Origin of the sequence: Salinarimonas sp. (genome assembly GCF_046292825.1) — a bacterium.
Classification (GTDB): Bacteria; Pseudomonadota; Alphaproteobacteria; order Rhizobiales; family Beijerinckiaceae; genus Salinarimonas.
In genome coordinates this window covers 99,093-118,441 of the sequence record NZ_JBKBQG010000001.1, presented here as the reverse complement: position 1 = coordinate 118,441, position 19,349 = coordinate 99,093, and the positions used below count along the sequence as shown (strand labels likewise).

At 69.5% G+C, this 19,349-nt stretch carries 20 protein-coding genes; 12 read left to right on the top strand and 8 right to left on the bottom strand.

Annotated features, from left to right (window positions below):
• Window positions 1-47: 47 nt before the first annotated feature.
• Complete coding sequence (locus tag ACK4UM_RS00565; protein ID WP_409794105.1) at window positions 48-989, bottom strand: prephenate/arogenate dehydrogenase family protein; 942 nt, start codon at window positions 987-989, stop codon at window positions 48-50.
• Window positions 982-2,136, bottom strand: a complete 1,155-nt coding sequence (gene hisC / locus ACK4UM_RS00560; RefSeq protein WP_409794103.1) for a histidinol-phosphate transaminase — start codon at window positions 2,134-2,136, stop codon at window positions 982-984. The genes ACK4UM_RS00565 and hisC overlap by 8 nt, the downstream gene beginning before the upstream one ends.
• A gap of 242 nt (window positions 2,137-2,378) precedes the next feature.
• Here hisC and ACK4UM_RS00555 point away from each other — a divergent pair, with 242 nt between their 5' ends.
• From ACK4UM_RS00555 to ACK4UM_RS00540, 4 genes are all read left to right on the top strand, one after another.
• On the top strand, window positions 2,379-3,440 hold the full coding sequence (locus tag ACK4UM_RS00555; RefSeq protein ID WP_409794100.1) for an ImmA/IrrE family metallo-endopeptidase: 1,062 nt from the start codon (window positions 2,379-2,381) through the stop codon (window positions 3,438-3,440).
• Window positions 3,441-3,503: 63 nt separating this feature from the next.
• On the top strand, window positions 3,504-3,968 hold the full coding sequence (locus tag ACK4UM_RS00550; RefSeq protein ID WP_409794097.1) for a PIN domain-containing protein: 465 nt from the start codon (window positions 3,504-3,506) through the stop codon (window positions 3,966-3,968).
• Window positions 3,969-4,163: 195 nt separating this feature from the next.
• Window positions 4,164-5,939, top strand: a complete 1,776-nt coding sequence (locus tag ACK4UM_RS00545; protein ID WP_409794096.1) for an acyl-CoA dehydrogenase — start codon at window positions 4,164-4,166, stop codon at window positions 5,937-5,939.
• A gap of 426 nt (window positions 5,940-6,365) precedes the next feature.
• A complete protein-coding gene (locus ACK4UM_RS00540; protein ID WP_409794093.1) occupies window positions 6,366-7,325 on the top strand; it encodes a glycosyltransferase family 2 protein in 960 nt (319 codons plus the stop codon).
• On the opposite strand, the gene ACK4UM_RS00535 is transcribed toward ACK4UM_RS00540, so the two are convergent.
• Genes ACK4UM_RS00535 through ACK4UM_RS00510 form a run of 6 tightly spaced genes read right to left on the bottom strand, consistent with a single transcriptional unit; the run spans window position 7,292 to window position 11,467 of the window.
• On the bottom strand, window positions 7,292-8,401 hold the full coding sequence (locus ACK4UM_RS00535) for a WavE lipopolysaccharide synthesis family protein (RefSeq protein WP_409794091.1): 1,110 nt from the start codon (window positions 8,399-8,401) through the stop codon (window positions 7,292-7,294). The genes ACK4UM_RS00540 and ACK4UM_RS00535 overlap by 34 nt on opposite strands.
• On the bottom strand, window positions 8,398-9,150 hold the full coding sequence (locus ACK4UM_RS00530; RefSeq protein ID WP_409794088.1) for a glycosyltransferase family 2 protein: 753 nt from the start codon (window positions 9,148-9,150) through the stop codon (window positions 8,398-8,400). The genes ACK4UM_RS00535 and ACK4UM_RS00530 overlap by 4 nt, the downstream gene beginning before the upstream one ends.
• Entirely contained in the window at window positions 9,144-9,464 is a 321-nt protein-coding gene (locus ACK4UM_RS00525; protein ID WP_409794085.1) for a cupin domain-containing protein, read from the bottom strand. The genes ACK4UM_RS00530 and ACK4UM_RS00525 overlap by 7 nt, the downstream gene beginning before the upstream one ends.
• Window positions 9,461-10,207: a glycosyltransferase family 2 protein gene (locus ACK4UM_RS00520; RefSeq protein ID WP_409794083.1), complete on the bottom strand. Its 747-nt coding sequence runs from the start codon at window positions 10,205-10,207 to the stop codon at window positions 9,461-9,463. The genes ACK4UM_RS00525 and ACK4UM_RS00520 overlap by 4 nt, the downstream gene beginning before the upstream one ends.
• Window positions 10,204-10,836: an HAD family hydrolase gene (locus ACK4UM_RS00515; RefSeq protein WP_409794080.1), complete on the bottom strand. Its 633-nt coding sequence runs from the start codon at window positions 10,834-10,836 to the stop codon at window positions 10,204-10,206. Before ACK4UM_RS00515 ends, ACK4UM_RS00520 begins: the two co-directional genes overlap by 4 nt.
• Window positions 10,826-11,467: a hypothetical protein gene (locus ACK4UM_RS00510; protein WP_409794077.1), complete on the bottom strand. Its 642-nt coding sequence runs from the start codon at window positions 11,465-11,467 to the stop codon at window positions 10,826-10,828. The genes ACK4UM_RS00515 and ACK4UM_RS00510 overlap by 11 nt, the downstream gene beginning before the upstream one ends.
• Before the next feature lie 235 nt (window positions 11,468-11,702).
• Between ACK4UM_RS00510 and ACK4UM_RS00505 the strand changes: the two genes are divergently transcribed.
• From ACK4UM_RS00505 to ACK4UM_RS00470, 8 genes are all read left to right on the top strand, one after another.
• On the top strand, window positions 11,703-12,227 hold the full coding sequence (locus ACK4UM_RS00505; RefSeq protein WP_409794074.1) for a hypothetical protein: 525 nt from the start codon (window positions 11,703-11,705) through the stop codon (window positions 12,225-12,227).
• 11 nt (window positions 12,228-12,238) lie between these two features.
• The gene (locus tag ACK4UM_RS00500; RefSeq protein WP_409794071.1) at window positions 12,239-12,679 is read left to right on the top strand and encodes a hypothetical protein; all 441 of its coding nucleotides are present in this window, start codon (window positions 12,239-12,241) and stop codon (window positions 12,677-12,679) included.
• Between the two features lie 150 nt (window positions 12,680-12,829).
• Window positions 12,830-13,486: a transglutaminase-like cysteine peptidase gene (locus ACK4UM_RS00495; RefSeq protein ID WP_409794068.1), complete on the top strand. Its 657-nt coding sequence runs from the start codon at window positions 12,830-12,832 to the stop codon at window positions 13,484-13,486.
• 99 nt (window positions 13,487-13,585) lie between these two features.
• Window positions 13,586-14,974 carry an O-antigen ligase family protein gene (locus ACK4UM_RS00490; protein WP_409794065.1) on the top strand — a complete coding sequence of 463 codons (1,389 nt, stop codon included), beginning with the start codon at window positions 13,586-13,588 and terminating at the stop codon, window positions 14,972-14,974.
• Window positions 14,975-15,071: 97 nt separating this feature from the next.
• The gene (locus ACK4UM_RS00485) at window positions 15,072-15,800 is read left to right on the top strand and encodes a metallophosphoesterase (protein ID WP_409794062.1); all 729 of its coding nucleotides are present in this window, start codon (window positions 15,072-15,074) and stop codon (window positions 15,798-15,800) included.
• A gap of 76 nt (window positions 15,801-15,876) precedes the next feature.
• Entirely contained in the window at window positions 15,877-18,033 is a 2,157-nt protein-coding gene (locus ACK4UM_RS00480; RefSeq protein ID WP_409794060.1) for a GumC family protein, read from the top strand.
• Window positions 18,017-18,733, top strand: a complete 717-nt coding sequence (locus ACK4UM_RS00475) for a hypothetical protein (RefSeq protein WP_409794058.1) — start codon at window positions 18,017-18,019, stop codon at window positions 18,731-18,733. Before ACK4UM_RS00480 ends, ACK4UM_RS00475 begins: the two co-directional genes overlap by 17 nt.
• A 145-nt stretch (window positions 18,734-18,878) precedes the next feature.
• Entirely contained in the window at window positions 18,879-19,334 is a 456-nt protein-coding gene (locus ACK4UM_RS00470) for a hypothetical protein (protein WP_409794056.1), read from the top strand.
• Window positions 19,335-19,349 lie beyond the last annotated feature (15 nt).

Sequence of the window (19,349 nt, the reverse complement as noted above, 5' to 3'; positions counted from 1 at the left end):
CGGATTGACCGTCACGACAGGCCGGACGCGGTTCCGGCTCGACGCGATCACTCCCGCGGGCGGCCGAAATCGACGAGCGGGGCGTCCTGGCCTTCCGAGATGATGCCGCGGCGGATGGCGCGGGTGCGGGTGAAGAGCTTGTGCAGCGCCTCCCCGTCGTCCCAGCGGATGGCGCGGGCGAGCGCAGCCAGATCCTCGTTGAAGCGCGAGAGCATCTCGAGCACGGCTTCCTTGTTGTTGAGGAAGACGTCGCGCCACATCGTCGGGTCGGAGGCGGCGATGCGGGTGAAGTCGCGGAAGCCGCCCGCCGAGAACTTGATCACCTCCTTCTCGGTGACCCGTTCGAGATCGGCCGCGGTGCCGACGATGTTGTAGGCGATGAGATGCGGCACGTGGCTCGTGATGGCGAGCACGAGATCGTGGTGCGGCGCCGACATGAACTCGACATTCGCGCCCATGCCCTGCCAGAAGGCGCGCACGCGCTCGACCGCGTCGGAATCGGTGCCGTAGGCGGGGGTGAGGATCGACCAGCGATTGAGGAAGAGCGTCGGAAAGCCCGCGTCGGGGCCGGAATTCTCGGTGCCGGCGACGGGGTGGGCGGGGACGAAATGCACGCCTTCGGGCAGATGCGGCTCGACGGAGGCCATCACCGCGCCCTTGACCGAGCCGACATCCGAGACGATGGCTCCCGGCGCGAGCGCAGGCGCGATCGCCTTCGCCACCGCACCGCAGGCGCCGACGGGCACGCACAGGATCACGAGGTCCGCGCCCGCGACCGCCTGAGCCGGATCGGCATGGATCTCGTCGGCGAGCCCGAGCTCGGCGACGCGCGCGCGCACGCCCTCGTCCTTGTCCACGGCGACGATGCGCTCGGCCAGGTTCTGACGCCGCGCGGCGAGCGCGATCGAGGAGCCGATGAGGCCGATCCCGACGAGGACGAGCCGCCGGAAGAGCGGCGTCTCGCGCGGGGAGCCGAGCCGCTCAGGCATGCGTCGACGCTCCGCCCATGAAGTCGGACAAGGCCGCGATCACGCGCTCGTTCGCCTCCGCGGTGCCGATCGACAGGCGCAGCGCGCCCGGCAGGCCGTAACCGTCCATCCGCCGCAGGACGAGGCCGCGGGCGGTGAGGAACGCGTCCGCCTCGTGCGCGGTGCGGCCGGGCTCGGTCGGGAAATGGAGGAGGAGGAAATTGCCGACGGACGGGGTGACCCCGAGCCCGAGGGCGGACAGGGCGGTCGTCATCCGCTCGAGCCATTCCTCGTTGTGGGCGACGGAGGATGCGACATGCGCCTCGTCCTCGATCGCGGCGATGCCGGCGGCGAGCGCGGCGGAATTGACGTTGAAGGGCGGGCGGATGCGCTCGAGCGCGTCGACCACGTGCGGCGGCGCCACGAGCCAGCCGAGCCGCAGGGCCGCGAGCCCGTAGACCTTCGAGAAGGTGCGCGTCATCACCACGTTGTCGGCGGTCAGCGCCAGCTCGAGCCCCGCCGCGTAATCGTTGCGGCGGACGTATTCCGCATAGGCCGCGTCGAGCACGAGGAGCACGTGCGGCGGCAGCCCCGCATGCAGGCGCTTGACCTCCTCGAAGGGGAGATAGGTGCCCGTCGGGTTGTTGGGATTGGCGAGGAAGACCATGCGCGTGCGCGGCGTGACGCGCGCCAGGATCGCGTCGACGTCCGTCGTCAGGTCGCGCTCGGGCGCCACCACGGGCACGCCGCCGGCCGCCAGGATCGCGATGCGGTAGACGAGGAAGCCGTGGGCGGAATAGATCGCCTCGTCGCCGGGGCCGATATAGGCGGTGGCGAGGAGCGCGAGCAATTCGTCCGAGCCCGAGCCGCAGACGATGCGCTGCGGGTCGAGACCGTATTTCCGCGCGATCGCGCCGCGCAGAGCGGTGGCCGACCCGTCCGGATAGAGATGGAGCTTGGCGAGCGCCCCCTGTGCCGCCGCGACCGCCTTCGGCGAGGGGCCGAAGGGGTTCTCGTTCGAGGAGAGCTTGTGGGGCACGACGCCCGCCGGCACGGCGCTCTTGCCGGGCACGTAGGCCTCGATGGCCATCACGCCCGCGCGCGGCATCGGGCGGGTGGGGGAATTCTGCGGCTCGATCTCGCTCGTCTGCGACAGGGCGCTCGACATCGTCGTTCCGTTCTCGTCTGCGTCAGTCTCGTGAAGGCCTACACACCCGCTCGGGCGCGCGCGATAGGTAGCGCAGACGCGGGACGATTTCACGCGCTAAGATTCGGGAGATGTGCCTTTGAAGCTAAAGCAGGTGACCTAGCCGGGGAGGGCTCGACTCGTCACACTCACGGCGGCAAGTTTGACTCTAATGCTTGCACTGCAAAACGGATCGGCTAAGTTGCATCCAGAGGATAGCACGTATGGCGCGAGAGGCGTTCCCAATTACCCCGTCGGTGCTCACTTGGGCGCGGAAGCGTGCCGGGCTGAGCCTTGACGAGCTCTCCGCAAAGTTTGCGGACATCACCGATTGGGAGAGCGGAAGTGGCGGTCCGACTTACGCGCAGCTAGAGCGGCTTTCCGTCACCCTGAAGGTGCCCATTGCCACCTTCTTTTTCCCTTCGCCGCCATCGACGCCCCCAATTGAGGAGACTTTTCGCACATTGCCTGAGGCGAGCCTGGAAAGCCTGCCTCCACGTATCCGGTTCTTACTCCGTAAAGCGAAGGCTTTTCAAATTGGATTATCCGAACTCAACCAGGGGAAAAACCCGGCTCGTAGCGTCATTACGCAGAACCTTAGCTACTCATCCCAAACAAATATAAAGGCAATGGCGTCAGAAGTACGTAAATTTTTAAATATTTCTCTTGAGGAACAAATGTCCTGGAAAGATTCCGAGACCGCTCTCAGGGCTTGGCGTGATGTCCTCTATCAGAACGGCGTCTATGTGTTCAAGGACGCGTTCAAGGTAGAAGGTTTTTTCGGCTTTTGTCTTGTTGATGAACAATTTCCAATTATATATGTAAATAACACTGCTGCGAAGACGCGCCAGATCTTCACTCTGTTCCATGAGCTGGCACATTTGTTTTTTAACACGAGTGGTATCGACTCTGAGGGGCGCGTTTCGATTTCGTCTAGTTCTGCAAAGCAAGTAGAGATAGCCTGCAATCGATTCGCCGCAGAGTTCCTTGCGCCTTCGAGTGTCATCGAAAAACTGCGATCCGAAAGGAGTATCTCTCGTCAACTCGCATCAGATATAGCGTCGTCTTTAAATGTTAGCCGCGAATTGATATATAGGCGCTTTGTAGATCAAGATCTAGTCTCCGAAGGAGAGTACGTCGAGGCAGCGAAGGCGTGGACGAAGCAGAAAGTATCGTCCAAGGGGGGCGACCCTTATAATAGTAAGATATCCTACCTAGGTCGCGAATACATCAGCCTCGCTTTCAGCGCATACTACCAGAATCGAATCAGAAACAGAGCTAGCTGATTACCTTGATTGGAAGCCTCGTAATATCCCGACGCTCGAAGCTAAGTTTCTGCGGGGTGCAGCGTGAGCTACGTGTTCGACACCGGCCCTTTGTCGGGCATGTTCAAGCACTACAACCGCAAGGTCTTTGAGACTCTCTGGAACCGATTTGATCAGCTTATTGCTGGAGGCGAGATCGTTTCGTGCAAAGAAGTACATCGCGAACTCGAAGACTTCGGCCATGCCGATGAGTGGCTGAGGGGTAATCGCGCGATTTGTCACGATCCGACAGTTGCAGAGGCGCTTTTTATACGAGAAATATTTGCAGTATCCCACTTCCAACAGAGTATCGACAGAAAGAAATTGCTTAACGGTGGAAAGATTGCCGATCCGTTCGTAGTAGCGAAAGCACGCCATGAAAAGAGAACAGTAGTTACTACGGAAAAATACGAGAATAATGCAGCGAAAATCCCTAATATTTGCACGCATTTTGGAGTGTATTGCCTTTCCTTCGATGAATTTATGATTGCTCAAGGGTGGAAATTCTAGATTAAATTTTCTGCCTCCTTACTCCACGCGGCCTCCCGACGCCCCCTTTCCCAACCCCTCGCGGCCCCCTCCCCGCCTTGCCGGAAGTTCACCCCTGAACTAATCCTAGACGAAAGTCCGATCCCGCCTCGGCGGCCGGACGCGCGCGAGGCGAGCGCGCGGTACAGAAGACGCAAAAGGCGAGGAGAGCCCGAGATGACCTATCGCGCGCCCGTATCCGAGATGCTGTTCTCCATGCGCCACGTGGCGGGCCTCGACGCGATGATCGAGGGCGGCCTCTACGGGGATCTCTCCGTCGAGCTGATGGAGCAGATCCTCTCCGAGGCGGCGAAGGTGTCGCAGGACGTGCTCGCGCCCCTCGACCGGCCGGGCGATCTCGCCGGCTTGCGGCTCGAATCCGGGCGCGTGACCATGCCGAAGGGGTTCGGCGAGGCCTATCGCGCCTGGGCGGCTGGGGGCTGGAACGCGCTCACCGGCTCGCCCGATCACGGCGGCCAGGGCCTGCCGACCATGCTCAACACCGCCTGCGTCGAGATGTGGAACGCGAGCTGCCTGTCGCTCGCGCTCTGCCCGCTCCTGACCATGGGCGCGATCGAGGCGCTCGAGACCCATGCCGCGCACGCGCTCAAGGAGCGCTATCTCGACAAGCTGATCTCGGGCGAGTGGACGGCGACGATGAATCTCACCGAGCCGCAGGCGGGCTCGGACCTGTCGGCTCTGCGCACCCGCGCCGAGCGCGCCGGGGACGGCACCTACCGGATCTTCGGCCAGAAGATCTACATCACCTTCGGCGAGCACGACATGACGGACAACATCGTCCATCTCGTGCTCGCGCGCCTGCCCGACGCCCCGCACGGGACGCGCGGCATCTCGCTCTTCCTCGTGCCCAAATTCCTGCCCGACGGCAGCCGCAACGACGTCGTCTGCGCGGGGCTCGAGCACAAGCTCGGCATCCATGCGGCCCCGACCTGCACCATGATGTACGGCGAGGGCGACGGCGCCATCGGCTGGCTCGTCGGCGAGGAGAATCGCGGGCTCGCCTGCATGTTCACGATGATGAACAACGCGCGCCTCGCCGTCGGCGTCCAGGGTGTGGCGGTGGCGGAGCGTGCGACGCAGCGCGCCCTCGCCTACGCCGCCGAGCGCCGCCAGGGCCGCACGCCGGGCTATGTCGGCCACGGCATGGTGCCGATCGGCACGCATCCCGACGTGCGGCGCATGCTGATGACGATGCGCACCCTCACCCAGGCCTCGCGCGGGATCTGCTTCCTCACCGCCGCCGGGCTGGACGCGGCCGCGCGCCATCCGGACCACGCTGCGAGGAAGCGCGCCCACGAGCGCGCCTCGCTGCTCACGCCCGTGGCCAAAGCCTTCTCGACGGACATCGCGGTCGAGGTCGCCTCGCTCGGCGTGCAGGTGCACGGCGGCATGGGCTTCGTCGAGGAGACGGGGGCCGCGCAGCATTATCGCGACGCGCGCATCCTGCCGATCTACGAGGGGACGAACGGCATCCAGGCGATCGACCTCGTCATCCGCAAGCTGCCGCTCTCGGGCGGCGAGACGGTGCGCGCCGAGATCGCGGAGATCCGCAAGGTGGCGCAATCCGTGACGAAGCACGGCGACGCCCGCTTCGGTCCCCTCGCCGCCGCCCTGCGCGACGGCGCGGAGAGCCTCGACCGGGCGACGAGCTTCATGCTCGGCGCGCTCGCGGGGGAGGAACAGGATTCCGCGCTCGCGGGCGCGACGCCCTATCTGCGCCTGTTCGGCATCGTGCGCGGCGCGGCCTGCCTCGCGCAGGAGGCGCTGGCGGCGAAGGCGGCGCTCGACGCGGGCGAGACCGATCCCGCCCACAAGGGCCGCATCCTGCGCGCGCGCTTCTTCGCGGAAGCGCATCTGACGGCCGCCGCCGGCCTGGAAGCCGCCGCGACGGCCGGCGCCGAGGCTCTGGTGCCGGAGGCCGCGCTCGCCTGAGCGCGTAGGGGTGCGCCGAGGCGCCGTTATCGAAGGGTGAGCGCCCTAACGGTGTCATCCCCGGCCGGAGCACGCGTAGCGTGCGCAGGGAAAGGGGACCCAGCACAAAGACGTGTGCGCAGCACGCTATCGCGCCGCCGACCAGGCGGCTCGTCGCCGCCACAAGTGCTTGCTCCGCAAGCGATTCTCGTGCTGGGTCCCCTTTCCCTGCGCGCCTTCGGCGCTCCGGCCGGGGATGACACCGGTGGAGCACTCACCCTGTCGGCGCGACCGGCTCGATGACACCCCGCGCGCAGCGGCGCAGCGCGATCCCGACGAGGCGGCGACGTCCGGCTCTCGTGCATCGAGGTCTTCCAAGAACACGCCTCCGGCGGCGCGCGATCGGCTATCGTCCGGGGGCGCCGTGCGCGGAGGAGACCGCACCCGATGACGAGCGACACAGCCGGCCCCCTCGCCTCGATCGTCGTCCCGACCCTGAACCGACACCGTGCCCTCGCCCGCGCGCTCGCGAGCGCCATGGCGCAGGAGGGCCTGGCCGCGGGCGACTACGAGATCGTCGTCGTCGACAATTCCCCGGACGCGAACGCGCGCGCGCTCGTCGCCCCCCTCGCGGCGCACGGCCCCGTCGCCGTGCGTTACGTGAGCCGGACGCAGCCCGGCGTCGCGACCGCCCGCAATGCCGGGATCGCCGCCGCGCGGGGACGCTTCGTCGCCTTTCTCGACGACGACGAGGAGGCCTCGCCCGTCTGGCTCGCGAGCCTTCTCGGCACCGCCGAGCGGACGGGCGCCGACGCCGTCTTCGGCCCGGTCGCGGCGCGGGCGGAGGACGGCCGCGAGATCGGCGCGCTCGGCGCCTTCTTCGCGCGCCGGGTCGCGGCGGCGACGGATGCCGACGTCACCCGGCTCCACCCCTTCCTCGGCACCAACAATTCGCTCTTCTCCCGTGCGCGCTGCCTCGCCGGCGCGGCGCCCTTCGACGAGCGGCTCGACCGCACGGGCGGCGAAGACAGCCTCCTTCTCGCGCGCCTCGTGCGCGGCGGCGCGCGGTTCGCCTGGTGCGACGAGGCGCGGGTGACGGAATGGGTGCCGCCGACGCGTACCACCTGGACTTATGTCCGCCGGCGCACCTTCCTCTCCGGCCAGGTGCGCACCTTCGTCCACGCCATGTCCGATCCGCCGCGGCACGGGGCGGTGGCCCTGTGGATGGGGATCGGCGCGGCGCAATTCGCCCTGTGCGGCGCGGCCTCGCTCCTCCTGCGCCCGCTCGATGCGACCCGCGCGGCGGCGCTCGCGGCGCGGGCGCGGGGCGGGCTCGGCAAGCTCCTGTGGACGGAGCGCTTCCGCGCCGGCCTCTACGCGACGGGCTTCGTCTCCCACGCGCGGTGAGCGGCAGGCGACGCCGCTGCACGCGGCGCGACGGGCTCCTCGAAGCGCGCCTGCGCGACCTCCTCGAAGGCGCGGGCGGCGGCCGGATCGAGGAGGCCCGCATGGAGGAGGAGCCAGTCCGAGAAGCCCATCTCGCGCCGCGTCGTCGCGCAGGCATAGGAGAGGAGGCTGTCGGTCAGCGTCGTCGCCTGCCCCTTGCGCCAATAGAAATCGGTCGCGGCCTGGTCGACGACGCAGAAGCAGTCGCGAAACGCCCCCCAGGAGTCCTCGAGCGTCCAGGCGGGCGGGCGGCCGATGCGCGCGAGGAAGCTCGCGGCGAGATAGGTCTCGGCGGCGGCGTGGCGGGCGAGCGCGCCGATCGGCACCTCGCGGAACATGCGCAGCTGATCGCGCGGAAAGCCCGGAGGATAGGCGCTCTCGCGCAGGGGCGCGTCGTAATAGGCGAGGATGTCGTCCGCGTGGCCGAACAGGGTCTGGTCGGTGAGGTGGTAGGGCACGTAGAGGAGATTGCCCTGTCCGAGACCGAAGACGCGCGCGCGCTGGCGCGTGCCCCCGCCCGGCGGGAAGGTACGCGCGAGAGCGAGCAGCATCGGCATCAGGCTCGGCGCGTAGAGGCGCTGATCGGTGCGCGACTTCATCACGAAGACCGCGCCCCCCTCGCGCGCCCGCACGATGCCCGCCCGCGCCGAGACGAGCTGCAGGTTGACGTTGAACGGGCCCGGATCGGCGGGCTTGTCGCTCGTGACGATCTCGGCGCCGGCGCGCGCGAGCGCCTCGAGGAGCGCAGCCGGCGTGTCGCGCCAGGTCGAGACCACGACGCGGCAGGCGGGATCGCGCGCTCGGTAGAGGCGGACGGTCTCGAGGGTGAAGTCGTCGATCGTGTCGACGGGTCCCTGCAGCACGATCGCGCAGGGCACGCCGCAATCGGCGATCTCGGGCCGAATGCCGATGTCGGCGGCGCGCTTGGGGCGGCGGTGATAGGTGACGTAATACGCGCCCCGGCGCAGGATCTCGCCGATCGTGCGGCGCAGGAGCCGGTTCGCGAGACGGTCGAAGAGCCCGTCGCGCCGCCTCATCGGACCGCCGCCACCGCCTTGCGCGAGACGGGGCTCGCGCAGAAGGCCTCGAGGTCGGCGGGCGTGCCGATGCCGTGCATGCCCGCGCCGTCGCGCCCCACACCGCGGCAGACGATGCGCGCGCCCCGCGCGGCGAGCGCGGTATAGACGGGCGCCACGTAGAACTCGCCGCGCACCCGCGCCTCCGCCCGGATCATCGCCTCCGCGCCGGCGACGAAATCGCCCGCGCGACGAAAATTGTAGATGCCCGTCGTCGCCTCGTCCGAGACGACCTCCTTCTCGACAACCTCGACGACGCGACCCCTCTCGTCGCGGCGGACGAAGGACCATTTGGGGTCGTGCGCCGTCATCGTCATGATCAGCCCGTCGGCGTCCCCGAGCGCGTCGAGATAGGCGTCGATGTCGGCGTCGATATATTGGTCGCAATTGGCGATCATCATGGGCTCGTCCGGATCGAGGAGATCGCGCGCGAGGAGGACGGTGCAGGCCGCGCCCTCGGTGATTGCGTCGACCGGGACGATCGCCGCGCCGGGCGCCGAGGCCGCGAGCGTCTCGCCGAGCCCGTGCGCCTCGAGATGCTCGCGCCGCACGAGGAAGACGAAGCGATGGGGCGCGCGCGGGGTGAGGTTCGCGACGACGACGGAGATCATCGGGCGGCCGTGGATGGGGATCAGAGGCTTGGGGAGGACGTGGCCGGCATCGACGAAGCGCTGCCCGCGGCCCGCCATCGGGACGACGATGCTCAGCATGGGTGCTTGTCTCCCGGAACGCTCGGGGTCTTGACGACGAGGGTGGTGGCGTCCGTGATCGCCTCGAAGGCGATCGCCTCTCCGCGCTCGACGACGAGGATGTCGCCCGCGCGATAGGCGACGCCGTCGACGCGGACCTCGCCTTCGAGCACGACGGTGATCTCGATCGCGAGGTCGTGCCGGTGGCGCGGCTCGCGCGCGCCGGCGACGTAGCGCTGGACGGCGACCTCGAAGCCGGCGGTGCGCAGCACGCTCGGCTCGAAATCGCCGACGATCCAGCCGCGATGCATGCGGGCGAGCGTGTCGACCTTCATGCGGCGCGCGTCCTGCGGCGCTCCTTGAGCGTCTCGACGTAATCCTCCACCGCCTGCGGCGTCGCGAGGGAGACGTAGCGCTCGCGCGCGACCTCGACCACGCCGATGCGCCGTCCGGCGAGGATCATCTCGTTGAAGGCGGGGCAGACGAAATAGCCGTCGCGATGCGCGCCGCCCTTGCGGATCATCGCCTGCGCGGCCGCTACGAAATCGGCGCCGCGCGCGAACCAGTAGACGCCCGCGGTGGCGCTGCGGCTGATCGGGCGCTTCTCCGCGGCCTCGACGACGAGGCCGTCCGCGTCGAGGCGCACGTAGGACCAGCGCGGGTGGATCGAATCGAAGACGATCGTGCCGGCGTCGAGCCCGCGCTCGCGGAAGGAGGCGATCGCGGCGCCGAGGTCGAAGTCGAGCACCTGATCGGCGTTCGCGATCAGGAGTTCGCCCTGGAGATCGATGTGCTCGATGGCGAGGAGCACGGTACAGGCCGCGCCCGCGGTCTCGCCCGCGGCGTGGAGCACCGTCGCGTCGGGAGCGAGGAGGCGCAGGACGTCGCCGAGGTGGAAGCGCAGGTCGTCGTCCTTGCGGATCACGAAGACCGGCCCCGCGGCGCCGAGCGCCCGCAGGGGCTCGTAGGCGTGCTCGACGAGCGGGCGCCCGTCGATCTCGATCAGGGGCTTGGCCCAGGGAAAGCCGCGGGCGACGAACGCCGCGTCGCCTCCCGCCATCGGCACCACGATCCTCATGCCGCTCGCTCCTCGGCTCGGCGCACGGCCTCGACGAGCCGGCTCAGCTCCACCTCCTCGACGGACCGGACGACGAGGACCGGGCAGCCCGCGGCCTCCGCCGCGCGGATGCCGTTGACGTTGTCCTCGACGACGAGGGCGCGGGAGGGCTCGACGCCGACGAGCTCGCAGGCGCGCAGATAGATGTCGGGGCTGGGCTTGGGACGCACGATGTCCTCGTTGCTCAGCATGACGTCGAAATAGCCGGCGAGCCCGCTCTTCTCCATCATCAGCTCGACCGACCGGCGCACCGAGTTCGAGGCGAGCGCGAGCCTGTATCCGCGGCTCTTGAGGTTGGAGAGCGCGTATTCGTGCACGAAGAGCGGCCGGCAATCGGCGTGGACCTGGTCGATCGTGTAGATCTGCTTGAGCTCGGAGAGGAAGCCGTGCAGCCCGCGCGGCAGGCCGCGATCCTCGCTGAGGAGCTCGAGCTTGCGGCGCGTCGGCAGCCCGTCGAAGGTGGAGAGGTGCTCGGCGCGGTCGATCGTGTAGCCGAACAGTTCGAGCGCCCGGTTGAGCGCGCGATAATGCCAGTCCTTGGCGTCGATCAGCACGCCGTCCATGTCGAAGACGATCGCCTCAATGCGCATGGCCGAGAGCCCTCCGCGCGTCCTCGGGGTGATCGGTGCACAGGAGAAGGGCGTCGCAGGACGCGAGATCGGTCCCGGCGAGGACGTCCCACACGCGCCGATGCTCGCGCCCGTGCAGCTCCGGCGAGACGATGCAGACGCGCTTGCCCGCCTCGAGATGCGCGCGCACGAGCCCCGGCTCCCACCATTCGTCGACGAAGGCGTCGAGCCACACGCCCGCTGCTTCGCGATAGAGAACCGGCTCGGGCTCGATCTCGCTCTGGCGGGTGAAGACGGGGACGCCGCGGGCGAGCCATGCGCGCATGTCGGGCACCGACATGTCGAAGACGAAGGCGTCGCGCACGGGGTTCTCCTCGAGCGCGCGGGCGAGGAGGTCCTGGAGCCCGTCGGCCTTGACGTTGAGCGCGAGCGGCGTGTCGGGGGCCATCGCCCGGTGCATCGCGAAGAGGCGCGCGGCGGGGAGCGCGGCGGCGCCGGGCGCGGGCGGATCGTGCGCGATCACGAGCTGCCCGTCCGCGTCGCGCAGGTCGGTCTCGGTCCCGAAGCCGAGCGCGAAGGAGCGATCGAAGGCGACGGGCGCGTTGCGCTCGCTCCGCGAGCGCCAATAACCGCGATGGCTGACGATCCTCATGGCGTTCCGGTTCCGGCATGCCGAGACGGCGTCTCGTCGCGAGCCGTCGGCGACGGCTTTGGTCGTTCGCACGATCTCATCCCCGGCGCGCGCGCGGCAACACGCCCGGCGTGTTCTTGGGGGACCCGCCCCAGCGGCAGTTAAAGTTAATACGACGTTACGGTGGCCAAACCGGGCTCAGAATGGTTGTCTCCTCGCGAGTTCGCTTCGCTCGAACAGGGACGAGGTGTCGGTGGTGGGAACCGGATTCGACGATTTCGACGGCGACGACGAGATGCGGCTGCGCGACGGCGTCGCGGCAGGAGACGACGACGCCCGCGTGTCGCTCGCCTCGTTCCTCGAGCGCCGCCGCGGCGACGCCGCCCGCGAGGAGATCCTCGAACTCCTGCGTCCCGCCGCGGAAGCGGGTCACGCCCCCGCGCAGCTCGCCCTCGCGCGCCGGCTCGAAGCCGAGGGGATGCTGCAGGAGGCGGCTCGCCGCTACATGGCGGCGGCGGCCGACGGGGAGGAGGACGCGATGCTCGCGATGAGCCGCCTCTATCGCGAGGGCCGCGGCGTCGGGCTCGATCCCGAGGCGGCGACCATATGGCAGCGACGCGCGCTCGCCGCGGGTCTCGCCCGGATTTCGGCCAAGGCCGGCGAGCGCTCCAATTCGGCTCCGCGCGGCGCCCGCAACGGTCTCTCCCGCCAAGCGCGGGACGGCAGAGATTCGAGTTGCGGAAATGCTGCGACGCATGGTAAAGCAAATCTAGACCGTTGAGGGGTTGACACATGAAGAAGCTCGGTATGGCCATTGCGGCCGGTATGTTGATGGCCGGCACGACCGGTGCCGTCGCCCAGGTCACGCCCGAAGCCGCGGCCCTCGAGATCGCCCGCGTCTGCGCCAGCGGGTTCACGCCCGCGTGCCAGGCGACGACCACGCGCCTCGCGGCCGCGTTCCAGGGCAACGCCGCGTTCGGCCGCTCGCTCGCCGGCGCCATCGCCGGTCTGCAGCCCGCCGTCGTCAACCAGATCGTCGACACCGTCGTCGCGGTCTCGAGTCCGACGAGCCCGCTGACCGTCGCGCTCGCCGGCGCGCTCACCGACCCGACCGCCGGTCCCGGCGCCGGTTTCGGCCCCGGTCCGCTCGGCGACATCGCGCCGGACCTCGGCAGCAGCGACGACGTCCAGTTCCCGGGCTTCACGCCCCCGCCCTCGGGCAGCCCGAGCTGAAGTCTCGAATCTCACCGATTTCGGAGCGCGCGGGTTAACCACCCGCGCGCTCTCGTTTTCATGGGTCTGAATTCGCTACAATTGTCCGCTTGATCGCAAGCCGGTGGTGCGGCCTCCCGTGGTTCATTGCCCACGGAACGGGAGGCTGACATGACGCGCAATCGAATCAAGGGAACGGCGCTCGCCGTGCTCACGGCGCTCGGGACGCTCGTCGCGACCGGCGCCGAGGCGTTTCCGTTTCGGTTCCAGGACCCCAGCCGGTATCTCGGCAGCCGCGCGGCTTTCGGCGAGATGGCGATCTCGCCTGTGGCGGCGCACGTGTTCTGCCGCGAATTCCCGAGCGAATGCGCCGTGCGGCGCGGGCGGCTCGCTCGCGACGAGACCGGCGCGGTCCGGGTGACCGATCGCCTGCTCGCGCAGGTCCAACAGGTCAACAGCGCGGTCAACGCGTCCATGACCTGGCGCGCGGACATCGATCGCGACGGGGTTCCGGACCGCTGGAAGGTCCGCGCGAGCTCCGGCGATTGCGAGGATTTCGCCCTCGAGAAGCGCCGTCGTCTCCTCGCCGCCGGCTGGCCGACGAGCGCGCTTCTGCTCGCGCTCGGCCGCGACGGCTGGGGGACGAGCCATGCGGTCCTGATCGTGCGCACCGATCGCGGCGACTTCGTTCTCGACAACCAGGTGGAGGAGGTGCTGCCGCTCGGCGCGGCCTCGTTCCGCCTCGCGACGATCCAGTCGCCCGAGCGGCCGAACGTGTTCGTGCGCTCCGGCGTCGCGGCGGCGGTCGTGGCGACGTCCTGGGATTGACGTTGGGGGAAGGATGCCATCCGGCCCCGGTTGCGGGCCGATAGCCGGCATGCGATGGCGGGGCGTGCGCGAACCGGCCGCACACTCGGATCCTCGGCGATGTACCTGAAAGCGGCATTCGTGCTCCTGGCAACCGTCCTGGCGACGGCGCCCCTGATGCTGGGCTCGCACCGGCCGATCGCCTGGGTGGTCAACGGCACGCTCGTCGCGCTCGCTCTCCTCGCGCTCGCGATCGACGTCATGCGGAAGGGCCCGGCGGTTCCGTTCGGGAAGATCGCCCTGCCGCTCGCGGGCGGCGTCGCCGTCTGCGCCTACATCGCCTTCCAGCTCGCACCGATCGGCGGACCGCTCGCCGATCCGACCTGGGAGGAAGCGACGCGCGCGCTCGGCGTCTCCCTCGCCGGCTCGATCAGCGTCGACCGCGACGCGACGCTCGCCGCCCTGCTGCGGGCCCTGACCTGTTTCTCGGTCTTCCTCGTCGCGCTCCAGCTCGGTCGCACGCCTGCGCGCGCGCGACATGGTGTCGCGATCCTGTTCTGGAGCGCGGTGGCCTATGCCTGCTACGGCCTGCTCGTGACGCTCGCCGGCTCCGATCGCGTCCTCTTCTTCGAGCGGTTCGGCTACGAGGGCGTCCTCACGGGGACCTTCGTCGCGCGCAACGCCTTCGCCGCGCTCCTCGGCGTGGGTCTCGTCTGCGGGGCGGTGCTCATCGTCGGCATGTTCGACCGGATCGCGCATGCGCACGAGCGGGACGTGCGTCTCGGGCGCGCCACGGCGGTGGAGGAGGTCACCCGCGGCGGCGGTCTCGTCCTCCTCGGGTCGCTGGCGCTCCTGTCCGCGCTCATGCTGACGGGGTCGCGGGCCGGCGTCGCGGCGAGCCTCGCGGGCGCCGCCTGCGTGTTCCTGCTCTGGCGCGTGCGCTCGACCCGCTCCCGGTCGGCCCTGCGCGTCGCCGTCCTCGGCGCGGCCGTGCTTCTCGTCGGCGTGCTCGCGATCAGCGGCGCGACGGTGATCGAGCGGCTCGAGGACACGGAGCGCTCCGCCGCCTTCCGAGCGCAGCTCTACGACGCGGCCTTCGACGCGATCGCCGCGCGTCCGTTGACCGGCGGCGGCGCGGGTGCCTACCCCGCCCTGTTCCCGGAAGTGCGCCCGCCCGGCCTGCCGAGCGGCCGGACCTTCGGCGAGGCGCACAACACCTATCTCGAACTCGCGGCGACGCTCGGCCTGCCGATGACGGCCGTGCTCCTCGCGGTGCTCGCCGCCCTGGTGGCGCGTGCGGCGAGCGCATTGTGGACGCGCCGGCGCGACCACGCGGCACCGCTTGCCGCGATCGGCGCCGCCGTGCTCTTCGCCCTGCATTCGCTCGTCGATTTCTCCTTGCAGATCCAGGCGAACGCGCTCTGGCTCTCGGCGCTCCTCGGCTTCGGGGTCGCGCAGAGCTGGCGGCGGGGAAGCCTGCCGGAGGATCGACGGCACGGGGCCGTTTAACCAACCGACAGAGTGTTGCGCGCGCGCGCTAGCGCGTCCTCTCGAAATCGGCCATAAACATCTGCTCATTCGCGGGCGCCCAGCAAGTTGAAACGCAGTGATTGCCGAGCGATCCATCCCACACGGCACCCGGGTCTACGTCATCGGCGATCTGCACGGCCGCAGCGACCTGTTGTCGACGATGCTGCGCGAGATCGCGGCGCGCGAGACCGTGCTGCCGCGGGCGCGCGTGATCGTCGTGTGCCTCGGGGATTACGTGAATCGCGGGACCGATACGCGCGGCGTCCTCGATCTCCTCGTCGATCCGCCGATCGTCGTCGACCAATGGGTCCACCTGCGCGGCAACCACGACCAGATGCTGCTCGACGCCCTCGACGGGAACCGTCGTGCGGCCGCGTTCCTCGTCGAGCATGGCGGACGGGCGACCGCCGCCTCCTACGGGCTGCGCCTGCCGCTTTCGGCGAGCGAGGCGATCGACGCGATCCTCGCGCGGCTGCCCGCGCTCGTTCCGGAGCGGCATCGCGCGTTCCTGCGCGGGACCGGGCTCTCCTTCGGGCTCGGCGACTATTTCTTCTGTCACGCGGGGGTGCGCCCCGGCGTGCCGCTCGCCCGCCAATCGGCCCTCGATCTCCTGTGGATCAGGGACGGATTCATGGATGCCGAACTCCGGTGCGAGGCCTGCATCGTCCATGGGCACACGCCGGTGGACGCCATTCGCCTCGGCCCGGATCGGATCGCGGTCGATCTTGGCGGGTATGCGACGAATCGCCTAGGTGCCGTCCTCTTGGAAGGCGCCCGGCAACAGGGCATCGAAGTTGCATGCTGAGCTTTCCGACGACGTGCCCCGAGGGCGGCCGGCAAGGCGGTGACCTCGGCGACGCTGCTCCTGTGGAGCGAGGTGCATGATGAACGAGATCTCCAAGTCGCTGCGGGTCGTGGCGACCGATTATCCGCCCCGCGATCCGGAGCCGGATTTCGAGGCCGAGCGGACGATCGATCTCTCGGCCATCACCGGCTTCGTGCGCCGCCAGATCTGGGTGATCCTGGCGACCGCGATCGCCATGATGGCGCTGACGCTCCTCGTCGCCTTCCAGCTCACCCCGCTCTACACCGCGCGGGTTCTCGTCCAGGTCGACACCGCGACCCAGCGGATGACCGACAACGAGATGCCCACTATGACGCTCGCGACCTCGACGGGCTTCGTCGCGGGCCAGGTCGACGTCATCCGCTCCGACAGCGTCATCCGGCGCACCGTGCGTGAGCTCAGGCTCGCGGAGCATCCCGCCTTCGAGCAGAGCCCCTCGCTCCTCTCCCGCGCCCGCGACGCGGTGCTCGGCGCGCGTCCCGAGCCCGGCGAGGCTCGGCGCGAGAGCCAGCTCGTGAACTCGTTGGCGAACCAGGTGCGCGTCTCGCGCATCGGCCAGACCTTCAACCTCGAGGTCGCCTTCACCTCCGCCGATCCGCGCCTCGCCGCGCAGATCGCCAACGGCATCGTCGACAGCTACATCGCGGTCCAGGTCGAGAAGAAGGCGGCGTCCGCCCGCCACGCCTCGAGCGCGCTCTCGCAGCGCGTCGAGGAGATCGCCGCCAATCTGGTGCGCATCGAGAACGAGATCGCGCGCTTCATCGCCGCGAGCGTCGGCACGGACAACGACGAGGCGCAGAACCTCAACGCGGAAGTCCTGCGCCTGAGCCGCGAGCGCGGCGCGCTCGCGAGCGCGCTCGAGACGACGCGGGCGGCTCTGCGCGACGGCGACGTCGCCGCCGCCGCCGCCGCGGTCGGCTCGGTCGCCAGCGCCGAGGCCGCGCCCGCCCCGATCGCCTCGCTCGGCGACGAGCTCGCGCGCCTGATGGAGGAGCGCACCCGCGCCGCGCCGACGGTCGCGCCCGAGCTCGACGTCCAGATCGCGAGCCTCGCCACGGATTTCGACGCGACGCTCACCCTCTCCATCGCCGATATCGAGGCGCGCGAGCGCGCGGCGCGCGAGCGTCTGAGCTCCGTGCTCGGCGACCAGAACGGCTCGGCGAGCGTCGCGCTCTTCCGCCTGCAGACCGAAGCGGAATCCGCGCGCGCGATCTACCGCGTCGCGCTCGACCTCCTCAAGCGCGCCGAGATCGGCAGCGACGTGCAGGTGCCCGACGCGCGCGTGATCTCCGAGGCCGTGCCGCCGATCGTGCCGAGCTTCCCGCCGACGAACCTGTTTCTCGCGATCTCCGCGCTCGTCGGCCTCGCGCTCGGCGGCGGTCTCGGCCTGATGCGGGAATTCTTCTTCACGGGCTTCGTGAGCCCCTCGCAGGTGGAGAGCCTCCTCAAGCTGCCGGTGGCGACGACGATCCCCTTCCTCGGCTCGAACACGCATCGTCCGCAGGACGAGGTCGTCGCGCGGCCGCTCTCGCCCTTCACCGAGGCGCTGCGTCGCTGGCGCCTCGTGCTCGACGGCGCGGCGGCTCCGGGGGAGGCCTTGACCATCCTCGTGACCTCCGCCGTTCCCGGCGAGGGCAAGTCGACGCTCGCTCTGTCCCTCGCGCGCCTCTACGCCTCGTCGCGCCGCAAGGTGGTGATCGTCGATTGCGACCTGCGCCGCCCCAATCTCGCGCGGCTCGCCGGCATCACCGACGACAACGAGATCCGCGTCGGCATCTTCGACTTCCTGCGCCGCGATCTCGGCGAGGCGAGCGCCAACGAGCTCGTCCGCCACGACGAGCGCTCGGGCGTCGACATGATCGTCGGCAAGCCGAGCCGCGGCGAGGCGACGGACCATCTCCTCGCCTCGCACGCCTTCGTCGAGCTGATCGTGCTCCTGCGCAAGCATTACGAGGTGATCATCCTCGACAGCCCGCCGCTCGTGCCGGTGATCGACGGCCGCATCCTGATGCGCCATGCCGACATCGTCACGCACGTCGTGCATTGGGGATCGACCTCGCCCGCCGACGCCATCGCCGCGGCGCGCGACCTGCGCACGCCGGGCGGTCCGCCCGTCTGCGCCGTCCTCAACATGAGCCGCGCCGGCTCGGCGGGCTATCGCGGCTACGGATACAAGCATGGCTACGGCGAGTGAGGTCGACGAGCGCACGGAGAGCGCCCGCAACGGGCTCCAGGCTGCGGCGCTCCTCGTGCTCTGCTTGAGCCTCGCGCTCTGCGTCGGCCTCGTCGCCGCCCACGAGACGCGCGTCTTCCGGGACGGCGTCGGCTCGGACGTGTCGCGTTATCTCGGGCTCGACGGAACCCCCGTGCAGGTGCGCTCGACGGGGCGGCTGCCCGGCTACGCGGCCTGCGCCGCGCAGGCGGCGCGGGTGCCGACCGAGGATCATGCGGCCTATGCGGCCGCGCTCGGGTCCTGCGCCGACATCCTGCGCGCCTCGCTCGCCCGCGCCCCGCACGACGCCGACGCCTGGACGGCGCTGGCACAGACCCTGATCCGGGCCGAAGGCCTCTCCGAGCCCGCGCTGGCCGCGCTTTCGCGCAGCTACGAGACCGCGCGGGCCGAGCTCTGGATCACCGCGCGCCGGCTGCCGCTGGCGCTGATCCTGTGGGACGCGCTGCCGGAGACGCTGCGCGAGGCGGCGCGGGGCGAGATCCTCGCGATCTCTCGCTCGCGCTTCGGTCTGCGCACCCTCGCGGACATCTACATGACCCTTCCCGGACGCGCGCGCCCGCTGGTCGTCTCCGCTCTCGAGGGCGAGCCGCAGGAAATCCAGAGAGCGTTCCTCACCGAGGTGAGACGGCGCGTGCGCACGGAACGGGCAGGCGGGTCCTGACGCGCCGGCGGCGGACGGGTTGCGTTGCGGCAACAGCAGGCGACCGATCGGCCCGAAATCCGGCTCGCGGGTTGAAGCGTGGGCGACCGGGTCGGTAAAGTACCGCGTCGCCCCCACCAACCTCCGAGACGAACGGGATATCCGCATGCCCTCACGCATTCTGACGATCGCAGCGCTCGCGCTCACCCTCGCCGCATGCCAGACGGCGCAGCAGGAAGGCTCCGCCACGCTCGCCGCGGCAGAGACCGGAGCGGTGACAGGAGCTCAGACCGACGAAGCCCGCAACGCCGCGACCGCCGAGCGGATCGCGGCCGCCTGGGTCGGCCGCCCGGCGAGCGAGTTCTTCGCCGCCCACGGCGAGGCGCAGGACAGCCGCGTGAGGCCGAACGGAAACACGGCTCATCGGTGGCGCGGGGGCTTTGCCCGTTACTCGGTCGGTGGGCGCGGGATCGTTGCTTCGGATCGCCAGCGAATCTCGCTCGTCTGCAACGTCACCCTCGTCGCGGACAGGGGCGGTATCATTCAGCAGGTGCGCGTCAATCGCGACACCGCAGGTTCGTTCCTCGCGCCCTCGCGCTGCCTCGAGATCCTTCGCGTGTAGACGCGGTTGGTGCGA

Excerpts from the sequence above, each read along its gene's own strand:
- ACK4UM_RS00565 (WP_409794105.1), bottom strand. The coding sequence starts at position 989 with ATGCCTGAGCGGCTCGGCTCCCCGCGCGAGACGCCGCTCTTCCGGCGG.
- hisC (WP_409794103.1), bottom strand. The coding sequence starts at position 2,136 with ATGTCGAGCGCCCTGTCGCAGACGAGCGAGATCGAGCCGCAGAATTCC.
- ACK4UM_RS00555 (WP_409794100.1), top strand. The coding sequence starts at position 2,379 with ATGGCGCGAGAGGCGTTCCCAATTACCCCGTCGGTGCTCACTTGGGCG.
- ACK4UM_RS00545 (WP_409794096.1), top strand. The coding sequence starts at position 4,164 with ATGACCTATCGCGCGCCCGTATCCGAGATGCTGTTCTCCATGCGCCAC.
- ACK4UM_RS00540 (WP_409794093.1), top strand. The coding sequence starts at position 6,366 with ATGACGAGCGACACAGCCGGCCCCCTCGCCTCGATCGTCGTCCCGACC.
- ACK4UM_RS00535 (WP_409794091.1), bottom strand. The coding sequence starts at position 8,401 with ATGAGGCGGCGCGACGGGCTCTTCGACCGTCTCGCGAACCGGCTCCTG.
- ACK4UM_RS00530 (WP_409794088.1), bottom strand. The coding sequence starts at position 9,150 with ATGCTGAGCATCGTCGTCCCGATGGCGGGCCGCGGGCAGCGCTTCGTC.
- ACK4UM_RS00525 (WP_409794085.1), bottom strand. The coding sequence starts at position 9,464 with ATGAAGGTCGACACGCTCGCCCGCATGCATCGCGGCTGGATCGTCGGC.
- ACK4UM_RS00520 (WP_409794083.1), bottom strand. The coding sequence starts at position 10,207 with ATGAGGATCGTGGTGCCGATGGCGGGAGGCGACGCGGCGTTCGTCGCC.
- ACK4UM_RS00515 (WP_409794080.1), bottom strand. The coding sequence starts at position 10,836 with ATGCGCATTGAGGCGATCGTCTTCGACATGGACGGCGTGCTGATCGAC.
- ACK4UM_RS00510 (WP_409794077.1), bottom strand. The coding sequence starts at position 11,467 with ATGAGGATCGTCAGCCATCGCGGTTATTGGCGCTCGCGGAGCGAGCGC.
- ACK4UM_RS00500 (WP_409794071.1), top strand. The coding sequence starts at position 12,239 with ATGAAGAAGCTCGGTATGGCCATTGCGGCCGGTATGTTGATGGCCGGC.
- ACK4UM_RS00495 (WP_409794068.1), top strand. The coding sequence starts at position 12,830 with ATGACGCGCAATCGAATCAAGGGAACGGCGCTCGCCGTGCTCACGGCG.
- ACK4UM_RS00490 (WP_409794065.1), top strand. The coding sequence starts at position 13,586 with ATGTACCTGAAAGCGGCATTCGTGCTCCTGGCAACCGTCCTGGCGACG.
- ACK4UM_RS00480 (WP_409794060.1), top strand. The coding sequence starts at position 15,877 with ATGATGAACGAGATCTCCAAGTCGCTGCGGGTCGTGGCGACCGATTAT.
- ACK4UM_RS00475 (WP_409794058.1), top strand. The coding sequence starts at position 18,017 with ATGGCTACGGCGAGTGAGGTCGACGAGCGCACGGAGAGCGCCCGCAAC.
- ACK4UM_RS00470 (WP_409794056.1), top strand. The coding sequence starts at position 18,879 with ATGCCCTCACGCATTCTGACGATCGCAGCGCTCGCGCTCACCCTCGCC.